Here is a 26,794-nt window from a genome sequence, read left to right on the forward strand (position 1 = left end):
CTCAATTTTAAAGTGGTCCAGAAATACCTTGCTTACGAATCATGATAAAGTGAGCTGCCATGAGTCCAAGAAGAGCTCCAGGCAAGAAGAATACATGAATCGCGAAGAAACGCGTTAAGGTTTGAGCACCTAAAATATTTGCATCACCAGCAAGCAATGTTCTGATCTGCTCTCCGATTAAAGGAGTTGAAGCAGCAATTTCAATACCTACTTTTGTTGCAAAAAGTGCTTTCATATCCCATGGCAATAAGTATCCTGTAAAGCCAAGACCAAGCATTACAAAGAAGATAAGTACACCTACTACCCAGTTTAATTCACGAGGTTTTTTGTAGGCTCCAGTGAAGAATACACGAAGTGTATGAAGAAATAACATTACAATTACTAAACTGGCTCCCCAGTGGTGCATACCGCGTACAATAACACCAAAGGCTACTTCATTCTGAAGATAGTAAACGGATCGCCATGCATTTTCAATATCCGGGACATAATACATCGTCAAAAACATGCCCGAAAGAATCTGAATCACAGTTACAAAGAATGTGAGTCCGCCGAAGCAGTAGACAAACGCTGAAAAGTGATGAGCCGGGTTAACGTGCTCAGGCACTTCGTGGTCTGCGATATCACGCCACATTGGTGTGATGTCCAATCGCTCGTCGACCCAATCATAAATCTTATTAAGCACCAATTACGCCCCCTTTACCCTTCTACTATCTTGTTTGGCACAACTTGTCCGAGCTCTAAAATACCATCATCGCTAATTCTAGCTTCAAACATATCTAGAGGAGCTGTTGGTGGTGTTCCAGGCACGTTTTCACCAGATTTTTCGTATAGACCATTATGGCATGGACAGAAGAATCGGTTTGGATCGCTTTCTCTTCCTTCCCAGTTCACAGTACAGCCTAAATGTTTACACGTTGGATTTAATGCAACAATTCCTCCATCGCCATCAAGAAAAACCCATGCTGTCTGTGTTACATCTGATGTATACCATGCATCTACCTGTTCAAATGTAAAATCGACACGAAGCGGTTCTTCAGATAATTCATCTTCAGAAGTACCCGTGCTTATAAAGTCACCACCAGCTTTTGCAGTAAGAACTGGATCGATAGCAAAACGCACCATCGGCATGAGCATTCCTGCCGCCATGAAACCGCCTACACCTGTTAATGTGTAATTTAAAAATTGACGACGTGAAACACGTTGGTTACTCATTTTTTTCCCCCCTCTATCTTCAGGTCAGTCCACCCGGACATATTTCGCACAAATATATAACTAGGACATATCCATGATATATCAATATATTATCAAGGTCAATAATGGGTTAAGCCATTTCAATTCGACAATGTGAAGTTTTTTTGAACGTTAGCCCATTTGCCAATTTTGGACAATTAATTTCACTAGCTGATTCACCTGATCATCGACAATTTTCCTCTTATACTTTTCATCCATATGCTCCAAAGGAATGGACGGCATCCAGATAAGATTTGCGTCAAGATCTGTTTCGTGTTCCTTCCAGCCTGGATCAGAGGTTAAGCAAACTACATGTTTAAAGCCCTGGTTTTTTAGCTCCTCACACCAATTTTGCAGCCTTTCAAGCCCGCTTCCTTGAACTTCTGAGCTCATATACGTATACGGAGGAATCAGCAGCATTCTTCCTTTAAATTGCCTTTCGAGCAGATTTGTCAGCAAGGTAATAAATTCTGCCTGTTCTGCCTCCTGTTTCGTAGTATCAGTAAAGCTTATTGGCAATAGCGGTACAACCACCGTATCAATATAAGCTTTTTCTTTTATAAATAACCCAATTTCTTTGGCATTCCATAGCATCTCAGAGGACTCCCTTCTTTTTAAGTCTTCTGTATTTTACCATAAAAAAAGACGATCCATAGTGATCGTCCCCTGAGCCTAATGACAGGCCATTATTTTTTAAGCTTTGCTGAAGTATATAAATGCAGCAGCGTGGCTAGAGCATGGTGACGTTTTTAAGTTCTTCTGTCAGCTTAGTAAAAGTGTCATGATCCTGAGCATCCAATGCACGGTCAATTTCATCAAGGAGCTTTTGTCTTTTAAACGATACGATACTTTCTTTTAGGAATTGTTCCGCTACGATTCTGTCTTTTTCAGTTATACGTAAATATTTAGGCATAAAAGGGTTCTCCTCCATAACCGCCGCATACTGATGAGTAGCATGGGAGGCATGGAAGTTAAGCTGAATAAAAATATCTTCATCTCTATGTAGACGAATGTCATGAAAAGATTTTTCTGCATCTGTTGTCATAATATTGCCTTTATAAAATCGAAATGCAACATCATCAACACATTGCGTGGACATAACAATGCCTCTTGGACAATATTGGGCTTCTTCTACAAAATGAAGGTTTTTCATTAGCTCATCGTGACTCATTAAGTAATTCAGAATCCAAACGGACTCTCTTCTTTTAAGCTGATAATGATTTAAAAACCACCGTATAAAATCTTTTTTCTCATGAACTGAAACTGGTGTAGCCATGCGATTCCCCCCTTTACCCGATAATCAGCAATACGGCAAATTTACATTTGCTCAAGACGTTCCAGCGTTTCCTGCCAATCCTCATTTGTTGAATCTTTCTGGACTAATTTCCTGAAAACTATTTGTGCATCTTTTACTCTGCTTTCTTCAAGAAGAAATGCTCCATAATCCTCAAGGAAATCTATATGATCATTATATACCACATATGCTTGGGTATATTCATCTGAAGCCTTTTCAAATTCCTCAAGCCATTCATAAGCTTTTGCGGCATCCCAGTGAAATTGTGGATCACTTTCTCCTGCTTTTTCGACCAGCTGGATCACTTCAAGAATATCTTCAGCTCTTTCCTGTTTAATAAACAGCCGATTTAATAAAAGAGCCGCTTCCAGGTAGTTTGGGTCGATCGCCAGCGCTTCTCTTAAATACCTTTCCGCATCCTGCTCATTTCCGAGCTTTAGGGCTAACTTTCCAGTGAAAAGCTGAAGCTCTTTATTAAACGGATCCGCTTTAACACCATCCTGAGCGGCGTTTAAAGCACGGTCAAGCTCCTCCTCATGCTCATAGGATCTTGCAAGGAGCAAATAAGCTGAATGATAGTCAGGGTCTATTTCAACAAGCTCAGTCAGTGTTTCAATTGCTGTAATGTAATGAGCAGATTGAAAGGCAGTAAACCCGTAGCCAAAAAGAGTATTGCTGTCCCTGTTTTTTGAAAGCGCCTTTTCATAATACGGAAGGGAGTCCTCAAACGCTCCTCCTGCACTGTAGCATTCCCCCAGACGTGCATTCACCTGAATTCCTGCTACTTCATCCAGACCGGCCTGCAGGACTTCCTTGTAATGCCTGATCGCCTCGAGGAAACGGCCCTGTTCATTATAAAGTTCGCCTAATGCAAATTGAATAATAGGCTCATCAGGCAATTGACGATTTGCTGTTTTAAGTTTTCTTTCACTTACTTCATATAACCCCTGCATCTGGTAGAGGTCCGCTGATAGCAAGAGAGCTCTCGGATAAAAGTCATCCTCCTCATCAATGGCATCCAATTGAAGCAGTGCTTCTTCTGTTTCGTCCATTTCAACCAGCGTTTCTGCCAACAGGATCTTTAATTCGGCTTCATCAGGATATGATTTGATCAGCAGCTCAAACAATTCTTTGGCTTGCTCAAGGAATCCTAATTGATATAATTCTTCAGCAAGCTGAAATTTTTCGTCATCAGTACCGCTTGATTTTACAAGTGAAAACTCCTTTAATCCCTGATCTAAATTACCTTCATGCAATGATTGAATCATTCGGTTTGACGCATTCACACTATGGTCCCTCATTTCTTCACTTTAAATCATATTTTCTATCCTAAAAAAAATCCGGACAATTAGCAACTTAAACACTTTGGAGTTTTCTTAAATGAGTTATTCGTCAAGGTGATAAAAATATCCTTTTTTTAACGAAAAAAAGTAAACGATGCCAATCGACATCGTTCACTCTTTGCTCATCAGGGATTCCAGATCAGCTAAAAAATCCGGGTAAGATACACTTACCGCTTCAATTCCCTCTATTTCAACTTCTTCATTTGTTAATAGTGCTGCCACAGAAAGCATCATGCCAATCCGGTGATCGCCTCTTGAGCTTACTTTGCCACCGTTGAGCCGAACAGGACCGTGGATAATCATGCCATCGTCTGTCGCTTCAATGTCTGCACCTAATTTTTTCAATTCACCTACAACAGCGTCAATCCGGTTAGTTTCTTTTACCTTTAACTCCTCGGCATCCCTAATCACAGTCGTGCCTTGTGCCTGGGTGGCAAGCAGGGCAATAACGGGTATTTCATCGATTAATTTCGGGATGATTTCACCGCCGATTTCTATGGACTTTAATTTACTGTTTTTGATCGTTATATCTGCTACAGGCTCTGCATCTAAAGCAGCCTCATTTATATGGAGGTCAGCCCCCATTTGTTCAAGTACTTCTATAATACCGTCCCTTGTCGGGTTTACACCAACATGCTGCAGTTTGATTTCACTGCCAGGTGTAACAGCACCTGCTACCAGAAAAAAAGCTGCAGAAGAAATATCTCCCGGAACTTCTATATGCTGTGCCTTTAACGCCTGCCCGCCATGCAAGCTGATTTTATTTTCGCTGCGCGTCACGGTCCCGCCAAATTGCCGGATCATTCGTTCCGTATGGTCTCTTGTCTTTTCAGGCTCAGTAATCTCGGTAACTCCATCTGCCTGTAAGCCTGCAAAAAGAATTGCTGACTTTAGCTGGGCACTCGCTACAGGAAGCTCATAATTTAACGGGGAAAGGTTACCGCCTCTGATTGAAATTGGCGTAAACTGTCCGTCCTCTCTGCCATCAATTGCTGCTCCCATTTCACGAAGCGGCCCGGTAACCCTCTTCATAGGTCTTGTGGCAATCGATTCATCTCCAATGATTACAGAATGGAAGGGACGGCCCGCAAGAATCCCCAGCAGCAGTCTTGTTGTAGTACCAGAGTTTCCTACATCAAGCAGCTCCACAGGCTCCTTAAGCCCATCAAACCCTACACCATGGACGATAATTTGATCATTTGTTTCTTCAATTCTCACGCCCATTTTTTTAAAGCAGTCAATTGTGCTTAAACAGTCATCACCCTTTAAGAAACCTTTAACAACTGTTTTTCCTTCTGCAATGGCACCAAACATAATCGAACGGTGGGAAATCGATTTATCTCCTGGAACTCTGATTGCACCTTTAAGTGCAGGTTTTTTATAAAGTAAATTCTGCTTCATTTAAGATCTCCCTCCTGGGGTTACACCATAAATACTTCGTACGGAGTAGTAGCGCGCAAACAGGCTTCTCCTCTTTGACGGTCTTCATCGGTCTGAAAGCTGATGGTTAAAACACCGTAAATATCTTCTCTTGTTTCCATGATGCGGATATTAACAATGCTGATTTTCTCTTTTGCCAAGAGACCGGTTATTTCAGAAATAATCCCGGGATAGTCAGGAATATCAACAAAAAGATCATAAAAGGAAGGGATCGCTCCTTTTTGCAGGATTGGCATATTATCTCGAAATTGCTTCGCTTCATTAAAATACTGAAATATTCCTTCTTCATCTTTTTGATCGAGTATCTTAATCACCTGATCCATCTCCTGCTGCCAGCCTTTTAACAGTTTTTTTATCACATCCACATTGTGGAGGGTAATGTCCCTCCACATGACCGGATCCGAAGAGGCGATCCTCGAAAGGTCGCGAAACCCTCCTGCAGCTAATCTCGAAATTAACGGCTGGGTTGAATGGACTTTTTTAACCTGGTGCACAAGCGAGCTTGCGACAATATGTGGAAAATGGCTTACCATACCGGTTATTTCATCATGCTCATCAGGGTCTACAAGCAGGAACTTTGCTTTTGTTCCGGCCAGCCAGCGCTTTAGCTCACCCAGCTGGTTTTCCGTGGTATTCGGCCCTGGCGTCAGCAGATAAAATGCATTTTCAAACAAAAACACCTTTGATGCTGCGACTCCGCTTTTATGTGAACCCGCCATCGGATGACCGCCTATAAAAGTGAACCCTTTATCCGTTAATCGTTTTGCTTTATGCATAATTCTTTTTTTGGTACTTCCTACATCTGTGATAATTGCTCCTGGCTTCATTGTCCACTCTGCGATTTGCTCAATCAGCTTCTCTGTTTGAAAGACAGGTGTACATAAAAAAACAACATCCGCTCTTTCAATCTCCTGCTTCAGGTCCGTTGATTCGTACGTTATAGCATTCATCGCTTTCGCTAGACGAATTTCTTTTTCTTTACTATCAAATCCGATTACTTCTGCATCCGGATTCTCCTGAAGTATCGCCAACCCTATTGATCCTCCGATTAACCCGAGTCCAACAATTACTGCCGTTCCTTTCATACCACCACACCTTATTGCGTTAGAATAGTTTTCAGAGCTTGTATGATTTTTTCATTTTGAGCTTTTGAGCCGATCGTAATACGCAGTGAAGTCGGAAAACCTAATGCCTGACCGCTTCGTACAATAAATCCTTTTTTCATCAGCTCCTCAAACAGATAATCTCCGTCCTTCTTAAAATCAATGAGGATGAAGTTTCCTGATGAAGGATAATAGGATAAACCAAGTTCATCACAAAAGGCATAATACTGCTTAAGACCCTCCTTATTTTCCTTGCGGCATACTTCTATAAATTCAGGATCAGATAAAGCAATTTCTGCTGAAATTTGCCCTAGAACATTCGTATTAAACGGTTCTCTTACCGGCTCAATGGAGGCAATAAGTTCAGGGGAAGCCATTCCATACCCTACACGGAAGCCAGCAAGACCATATGCCTTAGAAAATGTTCTGGTCACGAGTAAATTAGGATAGGTTCTGAGAAGAGATAGCGCATCATAGTAATCAACCGCTTCAACATATTCATAATAAGCCTCATCCAAAACAACCAGCACATGCTCAGGGACTAGATCAAGAAAATGACGCAGCTTTTGGTCAGATATATATGTACCTGTCGGATTATTTGGACTGCACACCCAAATAAGTGATGTATTTTCATCAATCATTTCCGCCATTTTTTTAAGGTCATGTGCTCCGTTGACCAGAGGCACTTCAATTGCCTCTGCACCCTCTATAATTGCATTATGCTTATATTGCGGAAAAGTAGGAACAGGCATTATTGTGTTTTTGCCTTTTTCAAGTAAAGCTCTTGAAACGATCTGAATTACTTCATCTGAACCATTTCCGATAATAAATTGCTCAGGGTTTAATGAATATTTTTCAGCCAGCGCATACCGTAAATTTGCTGCATATCCGTCAGGATAAATAGCATGATTTATTCCATTTTCTTTAAACCAGGCATCAATTTTAGGAGAATAGCCAAATGGATTTTCATTAGAGGCCAGCTTGACAATTTCACTTAGCCCAAACTCTTTTTTTACTTCCTCAGAGGATCTTCCTGGTTTATAAGGTACAAGATTAGTTATTTGTGCTTTAACATTCATAACGATCATCCTATCTGCTTAAAAGTAATTTACTGGTTACCCTCAAAGCTCATGCACCGGGCGCTGAAATACTTGCCGGTTACCCGCATGAAGCATTAATTTGATTCGAGCAGATCAGGTCTTAGCTGAACTGCCTTCTCTAAGTATACATGACGGATGTCCTTTTGAGCTGCACTTGATTCTGTATGCGCCATAATTCGTACACAAAGAGGTAACGCTGTTTTAACCGGGATCTCCTGCATGCACATAACCGGCACATAATCCCAACCTTCAAATCTTCGCACCGCTTTCGCCGGAAAAGCAGAGGAAATATCCGGAGTTACAGAAATAAAAACCGATGAAACTTCTTCAGGGTTTATATTATTTTTATTTATCATTTCACTTAATAGTCTCTCTGCTGCATCTACCACTAATTTTTCTTCATCAGCAGAGACAGTAATTGCTCCGCGAATTCCTCGAATCATTCTATCTCTCCTTTTAATCTTCTTATCTGTTTATCAGTCAGAACTAAATCATTGATCGAAACCTTCTCTACTACCGGTTGTCCTATCTCTTCCAATAAAACAAATCTGATTTCATTCGCAATTGTTTTTTTATCTTTCCTCATAAGCGTGAGCAGATCTTCAAAAGCCGCATCCTCCGGGGGGACTATTTCATAGCCAAGCTCTTTTATCCAATTAATAAAAGAAGTTGTTTCAAAGGACAAATTTTTCAACCGGCTGCTCAACAGTAAGGCATAGATCATTCCAACCATAACTGATGCTCCGTGAGACCATTTGCTGTACCCTGCCCAGGCTTCTATGGCATGGCCGTACGTATGACCAAAATTCAAAAAAGCTCTAATTCCTAATTCCTTCTCGTCCTGCTCGACTATACCTGCTTTAACCTCAATTCCTTTTTTAAGGAAGATTTCAAGTTTTTGAGATGTCAGAGAGGTGAATGAAGGCATGGTTTCCATTAATTCCTGCAGCCAGTCGTGATCTGCAATAATGGCATGCTTTATTACTTCTGCAAATCCTGATTTTATTTCTTCATCAGGGAGAGAGGTCAAAAAATGAATATCATAAATAACCGCTGATGGCTGATGAAAGCTGCCGACCATATTTTTCCCTAAAGAATGATTAATCGCAACCTTTCCGCCAACAGCACTATCATGAGCTAAAATGGTCGTTGGCACCTGAATAAAGCGAATCCCTCTCATATAGGAGGCTGCTACAAAGCCGGCGAGATCTCCTGTTGCTCCGCCTCCGCAGGCAACGATGAGTGAATGACGGTCTAAACCTGCTTTCAGAGCAAAACCAAGAACATCCTCATACACTTTAAACGATTTTGCACTTTCTCCTGAGGGAATAATATAGACATGAATATTTTTATGTTCCGGATAGAACTCTTTTATATAATCGTGATGAAGGGTATGCACCGTTTTATCAATAATATATAAAATGGATGTTACTTCAGGCTGAAGCTCTCTAATCCTTGCCGGCAGCTTTTTAATTGCTCCTTCTTCCAAGATAACCGGATAAGAGGAACGTTCTGTCTTTATTTGTATAGTTCCCATTTAAAAGCCCTTTGTATAGTCCCGGTACTGCTCGATTGAATCTTTTAAATGATCCATCCGGTCACTCTCGAATTGCTCAGTGATCGCCCGGGCTATCTCCCATGCCACTACAGCTTCTGCTACAACGGCTGCTGCCGGAACAGCACAGCTGTCAGAGCGTTCAATACTCGCAGTAAAAGGTTCTTTTGATTCAATATCTACACTCTCAAGCGGTTTATATAAGGTAGGAATAGGCTTCATAACCCCTTTCACTACGATAGGCATCCCCGTTGTCATGCCGCCTTCAAATCCCCCAAGCCTGTTGGTTTTTCTGGTATATCCATCTTCATCTGACCAGGCGATTTCATCATGCACCTGACTTCCGAACCGCTTTGCCATCTCAAACCCAAGACCAAATTCGACTCCTTTAAATGCATTAATGCTCATAATTGCAGCTGCAATTTTCGCATCAAGCTTACGGTCGTAATGGACGTAGCTTCCAACGCCTGCTGGAATTCCCTCCACTACAACTTCCACAACGCCGCCAATGGTGTCTCCTTTCTTTTTCGCCTGATCAATTGCTTCCTTCATTTTTTCAGAAGCTTCCGGGTCCACACACCGTACTTCACTTTCTTCAGAAAGTCTTCTTATTTCTTCAGCTGAAGAGATATGATCAGCATTAGCCGTTACACCACCGATTTCCTTCACATGACAGGCTACCTTGATTCCCAGATCAGAAAGCAGCTTCTGCGCAACACCGCCAGCAGCTACTCTCACTGTGGTTTCTCTTGCAGAGGATCTTTCTAAAACATTCCGCATATCTCTATGGCCGTATTTCATGCCTCCGTTTAAATCTGCATGCCCTGGCCGAGGTCTCGTTACTTTTCTTTTTACTTCCTCTGCTTCTTCTTCACTTATAGCTTCTGCTCCCATGATTTTTGTCCAGTGCTTCCAGTCTTTGTTTTCAACTACTAAAGCTACCGGTGAGCCAAGTGTTTTCCCATGTCTGACACCGCTCATGATCAGGGCCTGGTCCTTCTCTATTTGCATTCTTCTTCCCCGCCCGTAACCTTTTTGCCTGCGGGCAAGATGTTGATTTATATCTTCTGCGGACAGCGATAGACCCGCTGGAAGTCCTTCAATAATGGTTGTTAATTGGGGACCGTGTGATTCACCTGCAGTCAAATATCTCATTTCACTTTCTCCCTTCAACTCGCTAAAGCAATTTTGATACACTATATCATACTTTTTGGGCGAAATGTAGTCAATATATGTCCATCCTTTTAGAAATCCTAAATAAAATCAACAGCGCTTAGATGTAACCATTTTGTTGATAAGTTTTTTAAGTATGTATTTATTTAAGAGGCAGTCCCTTTTAACTCACATTTAACGCTTAGAAGTATGTAAGTTAAGTATAAAAAAGATGAAGAGGGCTGCCAACCTTTTTACTGGAAATAAAAAAAGCACCTAAAAAGGCGCTTTTAGTAAACCCAGGCATCTGATGTTTTTTCATAATTGATCGCAGAGGAATCCTCAAAAAACAGATTAATTTCCCGTTCAGCACTTTCAAGTGAATCAGAGCCGTGAATAATGTTTTTTCCAACCGTCAATCCAAGGTCACCGCGGATCGTTCCAAGTGCAGCTTCGCTTGGTTTTGTTGCACCCATCATATGGCGGGCAGTTTTCACTACATCCTCGCCCTCCCAAATCATTGCAAAAACAGGACCGGAAGTAATAAAGTCAACAAGTTCTCCAAAAAATGGACGTTCAGCATGCTCACCATAATGTTTTTTTGCCAGCTCCTCTGGAATTACCATGAGCTTTGCTGCTGCAAGCTTAAATCCTTTTTTCTCAAAACGGCTGACCACTTCACCAATTAGACCACGTTGAACCCCATCAGGCTTTACCATTAAAAAAGTCTTTTCCACGATCAATTCCTCCAATTATGTAAGATGAGCCTTAACGACCCTTTAAAAGAGTATCACTCATCCGATAATTTGGCAACGTTTTCATTCCGTTTTAATACTTTCTTTTTCCAATAAATAAAGCAATATCGCGAAGGGATTTTTTCGCACGGGATTGAGGAAGGGCATCCAGCTCCTTTAATGCCTTCTTTAAGTACTGCTGGCTCATGTCATAAGACTTGCTGATTGCATCTGTAGCAATAATGTCCTGGATTAACAGCTCCATTTCGGCACGCGGCATGTCTCCGTGTACTCTCCTTATCCTTTTGTTCAGCTGTGGATCCTTTAAAGCATAAAGCACAGGAAGGGTAATATTGCCTTGAGAAAGATCTCCTCCTGCAGGCTTACCGAGCTCTTCTTCAGAGGAAGTAAAGTCCAAAATATCATCAGTAATCTGATAGGCCATTCCTACATAATAGCCAAATCGGTACAAACTGGTATGTATTTTCTCCGGGGTATTGCCTGCAATCGCTCCAAGCTGACAGCTGACGGCAATTAACAAAGCAGTCTTACGTTTAATTCTGCGCAGGTAATCACGCAAATTTTGATCAAAACGGTATTTATCCTCTATCTGCGCAATTTCCCCAATGCACAGCTCCACAATGGCGTTGGACAGTATTTGATGCGCGGCGGGTTTTTCTATAATTGTCATGTAGTCAAGTGCTCTTGCAAACATATAGTCGCCTGTATACATCGCTACCTGGTTGTCCCACTGAGCCTTAATTGTCGTTCTTCCTCTTCTCAGCTCTGCATCATCGATCACATCGTCATGGACTAATGAAGCCATATGAATAAGTTCTAATGCAACAGCGACATTTTTAATGACATGGATGTCATAGTCTCCTGCTTTTGCAGCAAGCAGCACGAATACCGGCCGTATCCGCTTCCCGCCTGCCTGAAGCAAATGCAGGGAAGCGTCTTTTAACAGACTGGTATCAGATTCAATCGCTAGATTCAGTTCTTTTTCAATTTCGTCTATATCCGTTTTTAGAAACGAATAAAGCATTTTGAGTTTCATTCAATTTCCACCTAGCTGTCTATATTTACTTCGCTTTTTTAAAACCTGCATGCATGGCTGCTACTCCTCCGCTGAAGGGTTTATATTCCACCGATCCAAAGCCCGCTTGTTCAAACAGTCCGGCAAGCTCCTTCATGCCGGGGAAATCCCTGGCAGACTCCTGCAGCCACGAGTATTCCTTATAGCTTTTGGCAATAAGCTTCCCGAATAGAGGCATGATGTATTTAAAATAAATGTAGTATCCCTGCCTGAATACAGGCATAGTAGGCTGGGAGGTTTCAAGACAGACAGCCATCCCCCCAGGCTTTAAAACACGGTTCATTTCTTTTAGAACCTGCAGATAATCAGGCACGTTCCGGAGCCCAAATCCGATGGTCACATAATCAAATGTATTATCCTCAAACGGAAGCTCCATTGCATTTCCATGAACAAGGGAAATCTGCGGGTAGGCTTGTACTTTTTCGTGGCCTACCTTAAGCATATTTTTACTGAAATCAAGACCGGTCACTTTCCCTTCGGTTCCTGCTTCCTTTGCTAAAGCAATTGTCCAGTCAGCTGTGCCGCAGCAAACATCCAGCGCCCTGGCTCCCTTTTGGACATTCATTTTCTGCATTGTATATTTTCTCCATTTTTTATGCTGCTGAAAACTGATGACAGAATTCATTTTGTCGTATTGACCATAAATTTTTTCAAATACGTGATGGACCCGCTGTTCTTTAGTCGGCTGCATTATTACCCTTCCTCTACAAATATTTTAGGATCCACTGCAATAGGACTTAAAATGGCAAAAAGTGATCCTTTCAGCGATTCGAAAGGGATTCCAAGCTCTTTCAGCTTTTGAACAATCTGTTTTTGACGTTTACCGACTAAATCACGGTACAAATCCAACAGGTGCTTTTCCTGATAAACTGAAGGAGTTTTTGAAGGAATCATCCTCGCTAAATAAGAAAATAAAATTGAATCTTCACCTGAAGAATACAGGCTTTCTTCTTGAATCAGTCTGTTTAATACCAGCATGTCCTCAGCTACAGGGACAAAATCCTCAAACCCTTTATGAATAAACACTTGAGAAATAATTGCACTTTCAATTTTCTTAAGGCTTGATAAAAGATCCTCTAAAAGCGAAAGATTTTTCGACATAATGTTAATTTTATGCTCATTTATTTCCTGAATAGCATGAGCGATTCTTCTGATTAATTTCACATCCGGTATTTGAGATAAAATCTGATAATAAAGTCCGCTATAATAATCTCCTGCCAGTACAGTCAGCTGCCGAAGACGTAAGGAGCCGCTTTCGTCCTTTGAAACTTTTTCATGCGTATCAAGGGCTGTTTGTATCAGCATGGCGGTGGAGACGTAGGATCGATCTAATTCAGAATATTTTTCACGGTATTGAAAAGGCAAAAGAAGCAGGGAAAGCCTGTTTGCATCAATATCCGGGGCTCCAATCGAATTGTGGAGATACGAATGATGAATTTGTTTTTCTATATGCAAAAGGGTGTCATCCACCCAAAGGCTGTTGTCGATACTGTTCATCGCTTTTCCCCATTTCCACTGTACTTTTGACCGATGCATCCGTCATGGTTGAAAGATAAATTATGTAAAAAAAATAAAAAATTACGTGAACTTAATTATAACACAATTTTTAAGCTTGTTGCTATCAGGCTTCTTCAGTCAACGAATCGTCTTTCTATTTTTCGTAAAGGAAAAAGTCAGCACAAGAGCTCCTCCTATGCCGACTGTTATTGAGAAAAATGTCATTTTACGGTTATTTTTTCGACTCGCTTTGAACTTCTCCATGAGCTGTTAGGATGGAAGCTTTCCCTCTGATTTTAACTGCTGAAGTGTGTTCTGTGAACTGGGCAATCATGACTTCGCCTTTATCGAGCTTTTCTGAATGGTGAAATTTCGTATCCGTTCCTCTTGTAAGCCCGATTACGTTAACTCCATCTTCAAGTGCTTTGATGCTGATAAAATCTTTACTCGTAGACATACGGCAGTTCCTCTTTTCCACTTATCATTAGTTCATCTTCATTAGAGCCAATACTTCATTTCTTCTTACAGCATCATGTTCAAATACTCCCCTTGCTGCTGTTGTAACCGTCATTGCTCCAGGTTTCTTTACCCCACGCATTGTCATGCACATATGCTCTGCTTCAACAATTACCATTGCACCATGCGGAGCAAGCATTTCCATTATCCCATCAGCAACAGTGGATGTGATCCGTTCCTGGAGCTGCGGTCTTCTTGCAGTTGTTTCAACAGCGCGTGCCAGTTTGCTCAGTCCGGTGACCTTACCGTTTTTGGGAAGGTAAGCAACATGTGCTTTCCCATAAAAAGGAATCAGATGATGCTCACACATTGAGTAAAAAGGAATATCCTTTACAAACACCAGCTCTTCATGATCTTCGTTAAAAACAGTTTTAAAATATTCCTTTGGATCAATATGAAGACCTTCAAAAACCTCTTCATACATTTTTGCAACTCTTTTAGGCGTATCAATAAGCCCTTCTCTATTTGGATCTTCCCCCACAGCCTCAAGCAGCATACGAATAGCTTCTTCTATCTGCGGGCGATTTACTTTATTCTTTTCTGTATTAACAGTCATAGTTGAGTGATTTTCCTTTTGATCCATTTCAGATCCTCCTACATAAACAATACATGTCTCAAATTCAGGCAAAAGTGAATTCTCTTCATATTAGCATAAGCATGGGAGATAGCGCAAAGCACAGAGCTTATTTATGCTTAGGGTGTCCGAACAAAAAAAAACCGCACAAAAGTGCGGTTTTTCTACGCAAAAGGTATGTATTATTTTACAGCATCCTTAAGCGCTTTACCTGGTTTGAATGCAGGAACTTTGCTTGCTGCAATCTCGATTTCTTCACCAGTTTGAGGATTACGTCCTTTACGGGCAGCTCGCTCACGTACCTCAAAGTTACCAAAGCCGATCAATTGTACTTTATCACCTTGTGCAAGAGCGTCCTGAACTGAATCAAATACTGCATCTACAGCTTTTGTTGCATCTTTCTTAGAAAGCTCAGCTGATTCTGCTACTGCGTTGATGAGTTCTGTCTTGTTCACACCAATCACCTCCTCCCAGTGGAAATCTTTCATGGGCAAGTTTAATTACATTTATTAACATATTCCAACTAATCCATACGTAATTCTTTAGAAAGAATCGCGGTAAAGCCCATAGAATCAATGTTTAAGATCAATTCTGTTAAAAGATTATCATATAAAAAATGCATAAGCAAGAATAAAACCATATTTAATGGCAATCTCTTCATATAGACACGGTTTTTTGGTAAAAACGCCAAAAGACAGCCTTTTTCAAGGCTGTCTTTTAGTTTATATTCTATAAAATTATGGCAATCATTCCACCCGAACCCTCATTAATTACCCGCTGTAAGGTTTCCTGCAGTTTATATCTGGCATTTTCAGGCATAATCGCAAGCTTCGCCTGGATGCCTTCCCTTACGATAGAGCTCAAGCTTCTCCCAAAGATATCCGAACTCCAGATTGATAACGGGTCTTCTTCAAAATCCTGCAATAGATAATGTACAAGTTCCTCGCTCTGTTTTTCCGTACCAATAATAGGCGAGAATTCGGACTCGACGTCAACTTTAATCATATGAATAGATGGTGCTGTAGCACGCAGCCTTACCCCATATCTTGCACCCTGTCTGATAATTTCAGGTTCATCAAGACTCATATCTGATAGTGCAGGAGAGGCAATACCGTATCCAGTCTGCTTTACCATTTTTAGCGCGTCAGCCACCTGATCAAATTCTTTTTTCGCAATTGAATAATCCTGAATCAACTCTAAGAAATGGTCCTTAGTGGTGACTCTTTCCCCGATTAATTCATGGAGTATTTCTTCAAATAAATGGTCAGCCGCCCTTAGATCGATATTGGCAATTCCCTGCCCCATATCCATTCCGGCAAGATGCGCTTCCTGCACATGTTCAAATTCTTCAAACTGCCGGACGACGCGATCCACATCTCTTAAACGTTTAATATCATGAATAACTTCTGTTACCGCCTCCTGGAAGTGCCCTCTTAGCCAATGCCGCTCATCAAGGACCATTACCCAGCTGGGAAGATTTACATTTACCTCAAGAACAGGAAATTCATATAAAGCTTCTCTTAAAACCATAAGGACATCTGATTCCCTCATGCTCTCCACACTCATCGCAATTACCGGGATATCATATTTTAATTGAAGCTCCTGCCGCAGCTGATCTGTTTCAGACTGGTGCGGTCTTGCACTGTTAAGCACCATAATAAATGGCTTTCCGACTTCCTTTAATTCTGCCACAACACGTTCTTCTGCATCTACATAGCTTTCCCTCGGGATATCTCCTATGGTGCCATCAGTGCTCATGAGGACTCCGATGGTTGAATGATCCTGTATCACTTTTCTTGTGCCTACCTCAGCAGCTTCGTGGAAAGGGATGGGTTCTTCGTACCAAGGCGTATGGACCATTCTCGGACCGTATTCATCTTCATGACCCTTGGCTCCAGGTATCGTGTAGCCTACACAATCAACCATTCGTATATTTACTTCAAGGCTGTCTACCACCTGAACACGCACTGCCTGATTAGGCACAAATTTTGGCTCTGTCGTCATGATGGTTCTGCCGGCTGCACTTTGAGGAAGTTCATCCTGTGCCCGGTTCCGCTCAGCCTCATTTGTCATATGAGGGATTACTGCAAGCTCCATCATTTTCTTAATGAATGTTGACTTACCAGTACGCACAGCTCCGACTACACCAATATAAATGTCTCCTCCTGTACGTTCTGCTATATGTTCAAACACATTTTGTTTCTCCATTAAAGCGCCCCCTCTTTTCGAACATTCTTCGCATAATTAGTGTATGAGGACATGCATTTTTCAGAACAAAAAAAGACCGGTCCCCTTCAGTTTTTTATTTGAAGGAACCAGTCTGAATTTAATTTGAAGAATAGATAATTTCATTCTCTTCATTGACTTCGTATTGCGGGGAATATGCTGGAACGAAATAAGATTCCTCGTGCAAAACAGTAAGGATGTCCTGCTCATTGCCCTTGTAATCGTTTAGATCAATGTTATTTTCCTGAACAAATTGATACAAATCAGTAATATAGTCCACGTGTATTGTGCCGTCACCGCCGGCAATAAGCGGCAGCTCTTTATTCGTATACGGACTTTGAACGGTCGGTTCTTCTTTATAACCCAGTTTTGAATAATCAATGGTAAATTTATTCCCGCCAAGTGCCTTATCAAAAGGGATGCCTCTATTTGCCTGAATTCGTATTTGAAGACTTCTTATCTCCTCAGCAATTCTCAGATCAAAAATGTGTACTGACGGGTCTTCTTCCACGTCCAGCAAAAGATATTGAAATACCCCTCCATTTTCAAAAGCATTCCCTGGCAGCTGATCCATGTATCTTGGTTTGAGCTTTGAAAAATCAATAAGATATTTTTGGTAAATTGGTGTTGATTCTTCCATCGTTTTTATAGGGAGAAGGCCGCCTGATTCTTCCTGAAAAGCATCTACTGCCCTTTGCACGACCTGAATCTGCTCATCATAAGGTATTTCATTTTCAGCCTTTTGTGAAGAAGGATACATGCAGCCCTGAAGTAATAAAACGGCACACAGTAATGCAATGATGATTGTCCCCTTTTTCATAGGGTCTCACTCCTTTTAATACTCAACACTAAACTGTGGGCCCGCTAAAGACCACAAATAGCATGATTAACCCTGCTAAGATCATCATCACATAAGCCACTAGCCCTGTGATGAATTTAAGTACTTTATTTGAAAGCTTATAACGGCTTAAATAAATAGTAATAATGGCTAAAAACATAAAGCCCATGGATCCAAAGGATATCCACATTTTTGTTAAAGCGGTCAATAATTTCACTCCCTTACTTCCAATATGCTAAATATGAGACTTTTGCTCAAATTATATCATAGGCCGTGATTTAACAAATTTAAAGAATGAATCTTTCTTAAAACGTTCATATTTCCTGCTTCCATTCCATAGAAAAACTGAGAGTCTGATTCTCTCAGTTTTTTCTGTCCGATGATTTCAGTTTTAATCTCAAAACTATTGTTCGTCAGCCTCAGTTTGTTCACCGAGAATATTTACGAGGTCTTCCATTTCATGTGTTTTCATTCTTGACATCAGCTGATCTACCGCTTCTTTTGGATTAACATCGTGGAACAGTACACGATGAAGAGCCTGGGTAATTGGCATGGTGACCTCATACTTTTGCGCAAGCTGATAAGCCGCTTTAGTCGTCCGGACTCCTTCTACCACCATTCCCATTTCTTCAAGCACTTCATTTAGTTTCTTGCCCTTGCCAAGCATATTCCCAGCTCTCCAATTTCTGGAATGTACGCTCGTACATGTTACGATCAAATCTCCAATTCCTGCAAGTCCTGAAAACGTTAACGGGTTTGCTCCGAGAGTTGTTCCTAAACGGGCAATTTCCGCAAGACCTCTGGTAATTAACGCTGCTTTGGCATTGTCCCCGTAGCCTAAACCATCCGTAATACCAGCAGCCAGAGCAATGATATTTTTTAATGCACCGCCGATCTCCACTCCTATAATATCGGAGTTTGTATAAACGCGAAAATTATGATTCATAAAAAGATCCTGGACGTGTTCAGCTGATTTAAGGTCGGTTGACGCTGCCGTGACAGTTGTCGGGTGGCGAAGCACAACTTCTTCTGCATGGCTTGGACCTGATAGAACAACTAAACCATGCATTGAGCGTTCTGTTAAAAGCTCCTTGAGAATTTCTGAAATCCGCAAATGAGTATCCGGCTCAATCCCCTTACTGACATGAACCACCGTTTTTGGATCAGCAGAAACGCTTTCTACTTTTTCAGCTACCTCTCTGATTGCTTTTGTCGGTACAGCAAATACAACCGTATCTACACCATTAATCGCCTGACCCAGATCGGAATATGCTGTTATAGCAGAGGGCAATTCCGTTCCGGGAAGATAGCGCTCATTTTTTCTCTCTGTATTTATTAGATCTGCCTGCACAGGGTTATGCGTCCATAATCTTACATCATGCCCGTTATCCCCTAAAACTAAAGCAAGAGCTGTTCCCCAGCTTCCCGCTCCTAATACAGCAACACCTTTAGGTTTTGTCATCAGGTAAACTCCTCTCAGGTAAAAGTGATCTTTTATTTTCGTGCTCTTGCTATTAAGCGGATCGGCGTACCTTCGAATCCAAATGCTTCACGAATGCGATTTTCCAAAAAGCGTTCGTAAGAAAAATGCATTAATTCCGGCTCGTTGACAAACACAACGAAGGTCGGCGGCTTAACAGATACTTGAGTGGCATAAAAGATCTTCAAACGCTTACCGTGATCTGTAGGAGTTGGATTCATGGCAACAGCATCCATTACGACTTCATTTAGAACACTGGATTGAACACGCATCGCATGATTTTCACTTGCCATATTTATGACAGGAAGGAGAGTATGAATTCTCTTTTTAGTTAGTGCAGAAAGAAATACGACTGGCGCATAGTCCAAAAACTGAAAATGATCGCGAATTTTTTTCTCAAAGCGGTCCATGGTTTTTTCATCTTTTTCCACGGCATCCCATTTATTTACGACAATAATGACGGCTCTGCCTGCATCATGTGCATATCCGGCTATTTTTTTATCCTGCTCGATAATTCCTTCATCTGCGTCCAATACGACTAAAACGACATCTGAGCGCTCAATTGCACGCAAGGCTCTGAGCACACTGTATTTTTCTGTAGACTCATACACCTTGCCTTTTTTCCGCATACCCGCAGTATCGATAATGACGTACTCCTGTCCATCATACTTATAAGGAGAATCGATTGCGTCTCGTGTGGTTCCTGCAATATTCGAAACAATTACCCGGTCTTCTCCTAATAATGAATTAACGAGTGAGGATTTCCCCACATTAGGACGACCGATTAACGAGAACTTTATAACCTCATCCCCGTATTCTTTTTCTTCTCTTGGCTTGAAGCTCGCTGCCACTGCATCCAGCATATCGCCAAGCCCCAAACCGTGAGAGCCTGAAATGGGAAATGGTTCGCCAAATCCTAAGGCGTAAAAATCATAAATCTGATCCTTCATATCAGGATTGTCCACTTTATTAACAGCGAGTACAATCGGTTTATTTGAACGATATAAGATTTTTGCTACCTGCTCGTCTGCTGATGTAACACCTTCGCGCCCATTCGTCATGAAAATAATCACATCAGCTTCATCAATCGCAATTTCAGCTTGTTGTCTAATCTGCTCAAGGAAAGGCTCATCACCGATTTCTATCCCGCCTGTATCAATGATGTTAAAATCATGCGTAAGCCATTCAGCACTGCTGTATATCCGGTCTCTTGTTATCCCGGGAATATCTTCTACTATTGAAATTCTTTCTCCAACGATCCTGTTGAATATAGTGGACTTCCCTACATTTGGGCGTCCTACTATTGCAACGACTGGCTTTGCCATGACGTTCACCCTTTCTTATCCCAACTTATCTCTAGTATATCAAACCGTACGCTTCCACATAACATAACCGTAAAAAGACAGCAAGTTGGTCCTGTCCTTTCTAAAATGACTCGAATAATTGTATCAATAAATGGCTGTAAAAACAACGTTCAACCGCAAAGATAAGAAGTTAAACATAACTTTATTATGTAAACAAACAAAAAGAAAAAAGGTTAAGACAAACGATATGTCTTAACCTCTAAGGTCCTGTTCACTTTGCTCTGTTTTCTTTATTCAATTTAGTCACCAGTTATATAGCTATTACTTTAAGTGGATCTTACAGCAAAGCGTTCCGGCTCAAGTCCTCTTGACTTCAGCCAATGGTAAGTGGGGCCGCTGATTACTACGGAAGTGTTTTTAAGCTGCTCAGTGTTTCTTGCTCCTAAAGCAGTCATAATCACTTTTTGTTCCCTTTGCATCTGCTGGATTTCCTCAACTAAGGCTTCAGGTCCTTCATCAATAACGATTTTTAAAAATGCACCTGCTATTCCTGCAGCATCTGCCCCGAGGCTAAGTGCTTTTATTACTTCAAGGCTATTCTTAATTCCCCCGGAAGCGATGACCGATGAGCTAAAGCTGCTTTTAGCTTCAACTATAGATGCAGTTGTTGTTATCCCCCAGTCATTAAAAAAAGTCAGTTCACGCTGTTGACGGTAGTTTTCGATCCGCGAAAAATTCGTTCCGCCATAGCCGCCAACGTCGATTATGGAAACGCCTGCGTTTTCGAGTTTTTTCACTGTTTCCCTGCTCATCCCAAATCCGGTTTCTTTTACAATAACGGGAACTTCGAGGCCGGTAACAATTTTTTCAATTCTGCCTAATGCACCAGTAAAGGATCTGTCTCCTTCAGGCATAGCTAATTCCTGGATCACATTCAGATGAATCTGCAGCGCGTCTGCTTCAATCATGTCCACTGCTGCCTTTGCCTGATCAAGGGTAGCTTCACTCCCAAGATTCCCTACAATTATTCCTTTCGGGTTAACTTTTCTGGTTATCGAATAAGATCTTCGTTCAGAGGAATCTTTTATCGCAGCCATCTGAGAGCCTACTGACAGCATAAGACCTGTTTCCTTCGCAGCTAAAGCAAAGCCTTCATTTAATTTTTCCGTTTTTTCTCCTCCGCCGCCGGTCATCGCATTGATGTAAAAAGGCGAACTTAAATTAAGTTCGCCTAATTTGCTATGGAGAGAGACCTCATCCACTGAAAGGTCAGGAAGACTTTGATGAACAAAGGTCAAATCCTCAAAGCCGGAGCTTCCCGATGTTGCAGTCGAGAGTGCATAATTAATATGATCAATTTTTCTTTTCGATCTGCTCACTTGCTCTCACCTTTAATTATCATTTTTTAAGTTCTTCAGCTTATCTCCAATCATCTCACCTAATTGAAAGCCTTTTGATTCTTCAGGGAGATCATAGGACTGATCTTTTCTGCCCTGATCACCTTTATTTTCTTCCAATTCTTTTACCGATAGTGAAAGGCGCTGATCGTTTACATTGACATCAAGAACCTTAACCTTGACCTCCTGCCCTTCAGATAGGACTTCATGAGGCGTGCCGATATGCTGATGGGAGATTTGAGAAATATGAACTAATCCCTCTACTCCCGGGAATACTTCAACGAAAGCCCCGTAGGATACCAGACGGCGTACTTTACCTTCTAATACTGAACCTTTAGGTGCCTTTTCATCAATATCTGACCACGGACCTGGAAGGGTTTCCTTAATTGATAGTGAAATCCGCTCGTTATCACGATCCACAGAAAGTACTTTCACCTGCACTTTTTGTCCCTCTTCCACTACATCTGAAGGCTTTTCCACATGCTGATGGGAAAGCTGTGAAATATGCACAAGACCATCTACGCCTCCGATATCTACGAACGCTCCAAAATCTGTAATCCTCTGAACAGTGCCGTCCAGAACGTCATTTGCCTGGATGCTTTCAAGCAGCGCTTTTTTCTTTTCTGCTTTTTGTCCTTCTACCACCGCTCTATGAGAAAGAATCAGTCTGTTTTTTTCTTCGTCGAGTTCAACGATTTTAAATGCCAGACTTTTCCCTCGATAATCTTCAAAATCTTCTACATAATAATCCTCGACTAAAGAAGCGGGTACAAAGCCCCGAACGCCAAGGTCAACAACAAGGCCGCCTTTTACAACGTCCTTAACTTCCGCTTCAAAAATCTCTTCGGATTCGAAACGGCGTTTCATTTCGTCCCAGGCTTTTTCAGCTTCCACTTTTCTTTTAGATAAAACAAGGAGCTCTTCTTCAACCTTGGTTACTACAAGCTCGAGCTCGTCTCCTTCGTTAACTACATCTGACGCTTTTTCTACATGGAGGCTGGACAGTTCGCTGATCGGGATGATTCCATCCACCTTACTGTCCTTGACATCAACTAGAACCTGTTTTTCCTCCACTTTCGTTACGGTACCGGTGACTCGGTCTCCCACCTCGAGAGAGTTTACTTCAATATGATTCATGTCTTCTGCCATATGTACTCCTCCTTAATCCATGACTACTGAAATATTATTAAATGTGAAAATATACACATTATAATTAAAATTCAGAATATACTACTAACTTCTAATAAACTGCACCTTTTGTCAAGTGAGAACTTTTATCGATGATTGTCGATTAAATTCTGGATATGACTCATAATGACCTCTGTTGCCTCGTCAGCGGATGCTCTTTTGGCTCTCAGCTCCTCCATAGGGATCGGCTTTCCGTAAACGACCTTAAGTCTTTTGAATCTCTTATAAGGACCGATTACAGCACATGGCACTACAGCGGCTTCAGATCGAAGTGCAAAAAAACCGGCACCTGCCAATCCTTTTTTTAATTCCCCGTCTTTACTACGTGTACCCTCTGGGAACAGTCCAATAACATTATTTTCTTTTAAAATTTTTAATCCGTTTCGCAAGGCCTCCCGATCGCTCATTCCCCGCTTAACCGGGAACGCTCTGACCTTAGGCAGAATCTTCTTTAAAACCGGCATTCTGAACAGTTCTTCCTTGGCCATAAATGATACCGGCCTCCGAGCAGTGAGACCTACTACCGGCGGGTCTAAAAGGCTGATATGATTTGCACACAGAAGCACTCCGCCTTCTTTAGGGAAATTTTCTCTTCCGACAACCTTGAAGCGGTAAATCGGCGTTAAAACTACAGTTACTAATTTTTTACCAAAACTATATAAGTTCATATCGATCCTCCACGTTCCTTAACCAGGTCCAAAATGGTATTTACAACACTTTCAATATCCATTGCTGTAGTATCTATTTCAATCGCATCGTCTGCTTTAGTCAATGGGGATGCTTCGCGGGTTGAATCCAGATAATCGCGTTCTTCAATCGCTTTTTGGAGCTGTTCAAGGCTCGATTCGATTCCCTGTCTTTTATGCTCCTCAAACCGTCTTCTGGCACGTTCTTCTACACTTGCGATCATAAAGATCTTTACTTCAGCATCAGGTATGACATGGGTTCCGATATCTCGTCCATCCATAACAATACCGCCGCTTTCTACAAGCTCCTGCTGTCTTCTGACCATTTCTTTTCTGATCAGTGGATGCTTTGCAACATTTGATACCTGATTTGTTACGTCGTTTGAACGAATTTCATTTGTTACTTCATCTCCGTCCAGAAAAACCAGCTGGCCTAAAGTGCCAGGTTTAAGCTCTATAATAGTATTCAACAAAACCTCGTATAATTCCTTCTCGTTTTCCGGATCTGTCTGCATCTTTAGTGCTTTATAAGTCAGTGTCCGGTACATTGCACCCGTGTCTATATATACATAGCCTAATTTTTCAGCCAGCCTTTTTGCAATAGTACTTTTTCCAGCTGCGGCCGGACCATCTAATGCAATTCTAAGCTTCTTCCCTAATACGTTCACCAAACATTCTCCTTCGTCACATTATTCTAAGGTATTGTACCATAATTCGACCTTTTATTTATGTTTAAAGCTGTCAAATGCCTTAAAGTACATAAAAAAAAGCTTCCCATTGAAGGAAGCCTTTTCTATGCAGCTTTTTACTATCTCAGCTGCTTTAAACTTATGCTGATGTTCAATTTTTAAAGCTTTTCTACTTTTTCTTCCTGTCCGGTCTGACCGTTAATAAATATTCTAAAAGTGTCATCACCGAGTGTACCAATGAACTCTCTGCAAAGCACCTCATCGCCTAACTCGTTACTAATTATGGCTAGACGGGATTCCTGAACAGTGAAGTTTGAATGAAGCAGCTTGATAGCTTCTTCCTCTGAGATTGTCACCTCTCCAACTTCTCTTTCTTCTCCATTCTGCAGATAATCCATTCCAAGGAATCCAATGATGTCACCATTATCCAATGCAACCTTCATATGAATGGCATCAGAATTAACATAAATATCCTGGGGCTTTAGAAGTCTGATAAATGTCAGCATGGCAATGCCATCTTCCTGGCGGCTGCTTTCAAGTACCACATCATTATATCCTTGTTCTTTTAAAAATTGGGCTGCTTTTTCTCCTGCATCATAAAGACTTACTTTTTCCTGAGTGATTTCCCTGTCAGTAAGAAAATACAGAGGGTAGCCTCCCTTGACGGTTAGATCCATATTTACAGCGTTTCCTTCTGCTGTTTCCCAGCTTACTGAATAAAAAGGATAATCGGATCCATCCAGACTTTTCGATATATCCATCTGTACATCTTCATCTACCTGAGCAAACTCTTTTGCTTTTTGCATAGCCTGCTCTTCCGTCAGGTCCTCTCCTGTCAGGTGGGAAAGTGTTTTTCTCCGCTCCTGTACAGATTCCTGCTCAGTTGGTTCAAATGTTTCAAGCGCATATCCCTTTACAGAGCTGTCTACCCCTTTAAACCCATCAATGACTGCATTGTTTTTAACTTCATCCCCCGTAGCAAGCAGATTCTCAATCTCAATCCATTCAAGATTATCTGCCAAAACCTTAGACTGGATGTTCCGCAGCTCCTTTTGAAGATCTTCTGACTGGCTGTAAAGTGTTTCGAGTTTTTTATATTCCTCTTCATTTAAAGGAGAAGCTTCAAGATCGCGAACTGCAGCCTGATAGCTGAAGTTACCGACCTTAGTTAAAAAATCTTCCATTTCATTAAATGGCAGCAGACCCAAAGGAAGCTGGCCAATATCTGCATGAATTAAAGAAGTAAGCCTCCATACTTCCGTTAGAGCAGGCGTTAAATTCTTCCCTGCATTCATCGCAAGCGTTCCGCCAATTTGATCATGCAAAAGGTCCATCTGATAATTCATTTCATGAAAAGCCTGCTGGTACTGATTTTCCATGTGGTTTCTGAGCGTCTGTTTTTCCTGCTGCTGATAAGCTCCCCAGGAAACTGCAGAAAATAATCCGATAAACAGTATTGAAAATAGTAACGTCCTTTTCATTTTCTCACTTCCTCATCCTATAGGCAGAAGATATGCTGGCCTATTTTCTTAATTTGCGGTCTTGACCAAATCCAGTTACTTGTTGCTGTTACCGGATTAAAATAATAGAGAGCATTTTCTGATGGATCCCATCCATTAATGGCATCGATTACTGCTCTTCTTGCCTGTTCGTTCGGTGTCAGCCAGATTTGGCCGTCTGCTACTGCTGTAAAGGCGAGAGGTTCAAAAATGACCCCTGATGCTGTATTAGGGAAGGTTGAGCTTTCAATCCTGTTTAAAATAACCGCTGCTACTGCAACCTGGCCGATATAAGGCTCCCCTCTGGCCTCCCCGTAAACAGCGTTTGCCATTAGCTGAATATCCGTGTCTGAATACCCCGCAGGATATTTTGGTGTTTTTGGAACTGCAGTTTCTCCTTTTTTCACCTGCTGTTCAAGCGGAACACCGCCATAATAGGTAAATTTATTACCTTTTTCAATATTGGACCGCACGTAGTTTTCATCGTAATTTGACACATTAACAAGCTTGCTTCTTGTTGTTTCTCCTGCTAGACCATCAATATCCAGCCCGTAATCCTGCTGAAAATTGCGCAGCGCCCAATAAGTTCCCCAGCCGAAATCACCGTCAATCGCTCCCTCATAGTAGCCTATGTATTGAAGCCTTGCCTGAAGTTCAATTACATCATCGCCAAATGCTCCGCGCTGAATCGTCTGGCCGCTAAAAGCGGTGGATTCTGGTACGATAAATTGACCCTGAAGGATCATCATTAGCACGATCAGCAAACCGTATTTCTTCATGTCCTGCCTCCATTCTGCACAAATAATTAATTCGGAGTTAGTTTAAACTGGATACGATCAACCTATACATCCAA

At 41.5% G+C, this 26,794-nt stretch carries 29 protein-coding genes; all 29 read right to left on the bottom strand.

Annotated elements, in window-relative coordinates:
- Positions 1-7: 7 nt before the first annotated feature.
- Entirely contained in the window at positions 8-682 is a 675-nt protein-coding gene (gene qcrB, locus C4B60_RS04095) for a menaquinol-cytochrome c reductase cytochrome b subunit (RefSeq protein WP_104056745.1), read from the bottom strand.
- Between the two features lie 14 nt (positions 683-696).
- Positions 697-1,212 (bottom strand): Rieske (2Fe-2S) protein, encoded by a 516-nt coding sequence (locus C4B60_RS04100; RefSeq protein WP_104056746.1) that lies wholly within the window; start codon positions 1,210-1,212, stop codon positions 697-699.
- A 150-nt stretch (positions 1,213-1,362) separates the two neighbouring features.
- Entirely contained in the window at positions 1,363-1,824 is a 462-nt protein-coding gene (locus C4B60_RS04105; protein ID WP_104056747.1) for a YpiF family protein, read from the bottom strand.
- A 136-nt stretch (positions 1,825-1,960) separates the two neighbouring features.
- A complete protein-coding gene (locus C4B60_RS04110; RefSeq protein ID WP_104056748.1) occupies positions 1,961-2,506 on the bottom strand; it encodes a ReoY family proteolytic degradation factor in 546 nt (181 codons plus the stop codon).
- Positions 2,507-2,547: 41 nt separating this feature from the next.
- Positions 2,548-3,810 (bottom strand): tetratricopeptide repeat protein, encoded by a 1,263-nt coding sequence (locus C4B60_RS04115; RefSeq protein ID WP_104056749.1) that lies wholly within the window; start codon positions 3,808-3,810, stop codon positions 2,548-2,550.
- A gap of 168 nt (positions 3,811-3,978) precedes the next feature.
- Complete coding sequence (aroA, locus tag C4B60_RS04120) at positions 3,979-5,268, bottom strand: 3-phosphoshikimate 1-carboxyvinyltransferase (RefSeq protein WP_104056750.1); 1,290 nt, start codon at positions 5,266-5,268, stop codon at positions 3,979-3,981.
- A 20-nt stretch (positions 5,269-5,288) separates the two neighbouring features.
- A complete protein-coding gene (locus C4B60_RS04125) occupies positions 5,289-6,392 on the bottom strand; it encodes a prephenate dehydrogenase (RefSeq protein ID WP_104056751.1) in 1,104 nt (367 codons plus the stop codon).
- Between the two features lie 11 nt (positions 6,393-6,403).
- Positions 6,404-7,489, bottom strand: a complete 1,086-nt coding sequence (hisC, locus tag C4B60_RS04130) for a histidinol-phosphate transaminase (protein ID WP_104056752.1) — start codon at positions 7,487-7,489, stop codon at positions 6,404-6,406.
- A gap of 95 nt (positions 7,490-7,584) precedes the next feature.
- The gene (gene aroH / locus C4B60_RS04135) at positions 7,585-7,953 is read right to left on the bottom strand and encodes a chorismate mutase (protein ID WP_104056753.1); all 369 of its coding nucleotides are present in this window, start codon (positions 7,951-7,953) and stop codon (positions 7,585-7,587) included.
- Positions 7,950-9,047 (bottom strand): 3-dehydroquinate synthase, encoded by a 1,098-nt coding sequence (aroB, locus tag C4B60_RS04140; protein WP_104056754.1) that lies wholly within the window; start codon positions 9,045-9,047, stop codon positions 7,950-7,952. The genes aroH and aroB overlap by 4 nt, the downstream gene beginning before the upstream one ends.
- Positions 9,048-10,220, bottom strand: a complete 1,173-nt coding sequence (aroC, locus tag C4B60_RS04145) for a chorismate synthase (protein WP_104056755.1) — start codon at positions 10,218-10,220, stop codon at positions 9,048-9,050.
- 287 nt (positions 10,221-10,507) lie between these two features.
- Positions 10,508-10,954 carry a nucleoside-diphosphate kinase gene (ndk, locus tag C4B60_RS04150; protein WP_104056756.1) on the bottom strand — a complete coding sequence of 149 codons (447 nt, stop codon included), beginning with the start codon at positions 10,952-10,954 and terminating at the stop codon, positions 10,508-10,510.
- A gap of 91 nt (positions 10,955-11,045) precedes the next feature.
- Complete coding sequence (gene hepT, locus C4B60_RS04155; protein ID WP_104056757.1) at positions 11,046-12,008, bottom strand: heptaprenyl diphosphate synthase component II; 963 nt, start codon at positions 12,006-12,008, stop codon at positions 11,046-11,048.
- 25 nt (positions 12,009-12,033) lie between these two features.
- On the bottom strand, positions 12,034-12,738 hold the full coding sequence (locus C4B60_RS04160) for a demethylmenaquinone methyltransferase (protein WP_104056758.1): 705 nt from the start codon (positions 12,736-12,738) through the stop codon (positions 12,034-12,036).
- A gap of 2 nt (positions 12,739-12,740) precedes the next feature.
- Positions 12,741-13,544, bottom strand: coding sequence for a heptaprenyl diphosphate synthase component 1 (locus C4B60_RS04165; RefSeq protein WP_167578572.1), 804 nt, complete (start codon positions 13,542-13,544; stop codon positions 12,741-12,743).
- A gap of 232 nt (positions 13,545-13,776) precedes the next feature.
- Complete coding sequence (mtrB, locus tag C4B60_RS04170; protein ID WP_104056760.1) at positions 13,777-14,001, bottom strand: trp RNA-binding attenuation protein MtrB; 225 nt, start codon at positions 13,999-14,001, stop codon at positions 13,777-13,779.
- Between the two features lie 27 nt (positions 14,002-14,028).
- Entirely contained in the window at positions 14,029-14,643 is a 615-nt protein-coding gene (gene folE, locus C4B60_RS04175) for a GTP cyclohydrolase I FolE (RefSeq protein WP_425331150.1), read from the bottom strand.
- Between the two features lie 173 nt (positions 14,644-14,816).
- The gene (locus C4B60_RS04180) at positions 14,817-15,089 is read right to left on the bottom strand and encodes an HU family DNA-binding protein (RefSeq protein ID WP_167578573.1); all 273 of its coding nucleotides are present in this window, start codon (positions 15,087-15,089) and stop codon (positions 14,817-14,819) included.
- A gap of 274 nt (positions 15,090-15,363) precedes the next feature.
- Complete coding sequence (spoIVA, locus tag C4B60_RS04185; RefSeq protein ID WP_104056762.1) at positions 15,364-16,842, bottom strand: stage IV sporulation protein A; 1,479 nt, start codon at positions 16,840-16,842, stop codon at positions 15,364-15,366.
- A gap of 118 nt (positions 16,843-16,960) precedes the next feature.
- Entirely contained in the window at positions 16,961-17,680 is a 720-nt protein-coding gene (locus tag C4B60_RS04190; protein WP_104056763.1) for a hypothetical protein, read from the bottom strand.
- Positions 17,681-17,708: 28 nt separating this feature from the next.
- Positions 17,709-17,888 carry a DUF2768 domain-containing protein gene (locus tag C4B60_RS04195; protein WP_104057255.1) on the bottom strand — a complete coding sequence of 60 codons (180 nt, stop codon included), beginning with the start codon at positions 17,886-17,888 and terminating at the stop codon, positions 17,709-17,711.
- Between the two features lie 213 nt (positions 17,889-18,101).
- The gene (locus tag C4B60_RS04200) at positions 18,102-19,160 is read right to left on the bottom strand and encodes an NAD(P)H-dependent glycerol-3-phosphate dehydrogenase (RefSeq protein WP_104056764.1); all 1,059 of its coding nucleotides are present in this window, start codon (positions 19,158-19,160) and stop codon (positions 18,102-18,104) included.
- A 32-nt stretch (positions 19,161-19,192) separates the two neighbouring features.
- The gene (der, locus tag C4B60_RS04205; RefSeq protein WP_104056765.1) at positions 19,193-20,503 is read right to left on the bottom strand and encodes a ribosome biogenesis GTPase Der; all 1,311 of its coding nucleotides are present in this window, start codon (positions 20,501-20,503) and stop codon (positions 19,193-19,195) included.
- A gap of 305 nt (positions 20,504-20,808) precedes the next feature.
- Positions 20,809-21,861 carry a type 2 isopentenyl-diphosphate Delta-isomerase gene (gene fni, locus C4B60_RS04210; RefSeq protein ID WP_104056766.1) on the bottom strand — a complete coding sequence of 351 codons (1,053 nt, stop codon included), beginning with the start codon at positions 21,859-21,861 and terminating at the stop codon, positions 20,809-20,811.
- 12 nt (positions 21,862-21,873) lie between these two features.
- Positions 21,874-23,028: a 30S ribosomal protein S1 gene (gene rpsA / locus C4B60_RS04215; protein ID WP_104056767.1), complete on the bottom strand. Its 1,155-nt coding sequence runs from the start codon at positions 23,026-23,028 to the stop codon at positions 21,874-21,876.
- Positions 23,029-23,153: 125 nt separating this feature from the next.
- Positions 23,154-23,735, bottom strand: a complete 582-nt coding sequence (locus C4B60_RS04220; RefSeq protein ID WP_104056768.1) for a lysophospholipid acyltransferase family protein — start codon at positions 23,733-23,735, stop codon at positions 23,154-23,156.
- Complete coding sequence (cmk, locus tag C4B60_RS04225) at positions 23,732-24,421, bottom strand: (d)CMP kinase (protein ID WP_104056769.1); 690 nt, start codon at positions 24,419-24,421, stop codon at positions 23,732-23,734. Before cmk ends, C4B60_RS04220 begins: the two co-directional genes overlap by 4 nt.
- Positions 24,422-24,600: 179 nt before the next feature.
- A complete protein-coding gene (ypeB, locus tag C4B60_RS04230) occupies positions 24,601-25,923 on the bottom strand; it encodes a germination protein YpeB (protein ID WP_104056770.1) in 1,323 nt (440 codons plus the stop codon).
- Positions 25,924-25,940: 17 nt separating this feature from the next.
- On the bottom strand, positions 25,941-26,690 hold the full coding sequence (sleB, locus tag C4B60_RS04235) for a spore cortex-lytic enzyme (RefSeq protein WP_245153896.1): 750 nt from the start codon (positions 26,688-26,690) through the stop codon (positions 25,941-25,943).
- Between the last annotated feature and the right edge of the window lie 104 nt (positions 26,691-26,794).

The sequence above is a fragment of the Jeotgalibacillus proteolyticus genome, from assembly GCF_002926065.1.
Taxonomy (GTDB): domain Bacteria; phylum Bacillota; class Bacilli; order Bacillales; family Jeotgalibacillaceae; genus Jeotgalibacillus; species Jeotgalibacillus proteolyticus.

Coding starts and splice junctions, on each gene's coding strand:
- C4B60_RS04100 (WP_104056746.1), bottom strand. CDS start 1,212: ATGAGTAACCAACGTGTTTCACGTCGTCAATTTTTAAATTACACATTA.
- C4B60_RS04105 (WP_104056747.1), bottom strand. CDS start 1,824: ATGCTATGGAATGCCAAAGAAATTGGGTTATTTATAAAAGAAAAAGCT.
- C4B60_RS04110 (WP_104056748.1), bottom strand. CDS start 2,506: ATGGCTACACCAGTTTCAGTTCATGAGAAAAAAGATTTTATACGGTGG.
- aroA (WP_104056750.1), bottom strand. CDS start 5,268: ATGAAGCAGAATTTACTTTATAAAAAACCTGCACTTAAAGGTGCAATC.
- C4B60_RS04125 (WP_104056751.1), bottom strand. CDS start 6,392: ATGAAAGGAACGGCAGTAATTGTTGGACTCGGGTTAATCGGAGGATCA.
- hisC (WP_104056752.1), bottom strand. CDS start 7,489: ATGAATGTTAAAGCACAAATAACTAATCTTGTACCTTATAAACCAGGA.
- aroH (WP_104056753.1), bottom strand. CDS start 7,953: ATGATTCGAGGAATTCGCGGAGCAATTACTGTCTCTGCTGATGAAGAA.
- aroB (WP_104056754.1), bottom strand. CDS start 9,047: ATGGGAACTATACAAATAAAGACAGAACGTTCCTCTTATCCGGTTATC.
- aroC (WP_104056755.1), bottom strand. CDS start 10,220: ATGAGATATTTGACTGCAGGTGAATCACACGGTCCCCAATTAACAACC.
- hepT (WP_104056757.1), bottom strand. CDS start 12,008: ATGAAACTCAAAATGCTTTATTCGTTTCTAAAAACGGATATAGACGAA.
- C4B60_RS04160 (WP_104056758.1), bottom strand. CDS start 12,738: ATGCAGCCGACTAAAGAACAGCGGGTCCATCACGTATTTGAAAAAATT.
- C4B60_RS04165 (WP_167578572.1), bottom strand. CDS start 13,544: ATGAACAGTATCGACAACAGCCTTTGGGTGGATGACACCCTTTTGCAT.
- mtrB (WP_104056760.1), bottom strand. CDS start 14,001: ATGTCTACGAGTAAAGATTTTATCAGCATCAAAGCACTTGAAGATGGA.
- folE (WP_425331150.1), bottom strand. CDS start 14,643: ATGGATCAAAAGGAAAATCACTCAACTATGACTGTTAATACAGAAAAG.
- spoIVA (WP_104056762.1), bottom strand. CDS start 16,842: ATGGAGAAACAAAATGTGTTTGAACATATAGCAGAACGTACAGGAGGA.
- C4B60_RS04190 (WP_104056763.1), bottom strand. CDS start 17,680: ATGAAAAAGGGGACAATCATCATTGCATTACTGTGTGCCGTTTTATTA.
- C4B60_RS04195 (WP_104057255.1), bottom strand. CDS start 17,888: ATGTGGATATCCTTTGGATCCATGGGCTTTATGTTTTTAGCCATTATT.
- C4B60_RS04200 (WP_104056764.1), bottom strand. CDS start 19,160: ATGACAAAACCTAAAGGTGTTGCTGTATTAGGAGCGGGAAGCTGGGGA.
- der (WP_104056765.1), bottom strand. CDS start 20,503: ATGGCAAAGCCAGTCGTTGCAATAGTAGGACGCCCAAATGTAGGGAAG.
- rpsA (WP_104056767.1), bottom strand. CDS start 23,028: ATGGCAGAAGACATGAATCATATTGAAGTAAACTCTCTCGAGGTGGGA.
- C4B60_RS04220 (WP_104056768.1), bottom strand. CDS start 23,735: ATGAACTTATATAGTTTTGGTAAAAAATTAGTAACTGTAGTTTTAACG.
- ypeB (WP_104056770.1), bottom strand. CDS start 25,923: ATGAAAAGGACGTTACTATTTTCAATACTGTTTATCGGATTATTTTCT.
- sleB (WP_245153896.1), bottom strand. CDS start 26,690: ATGATGATCCTTCAGGGTCAATTTATCGTACCAGAATCCACCGCTTTT.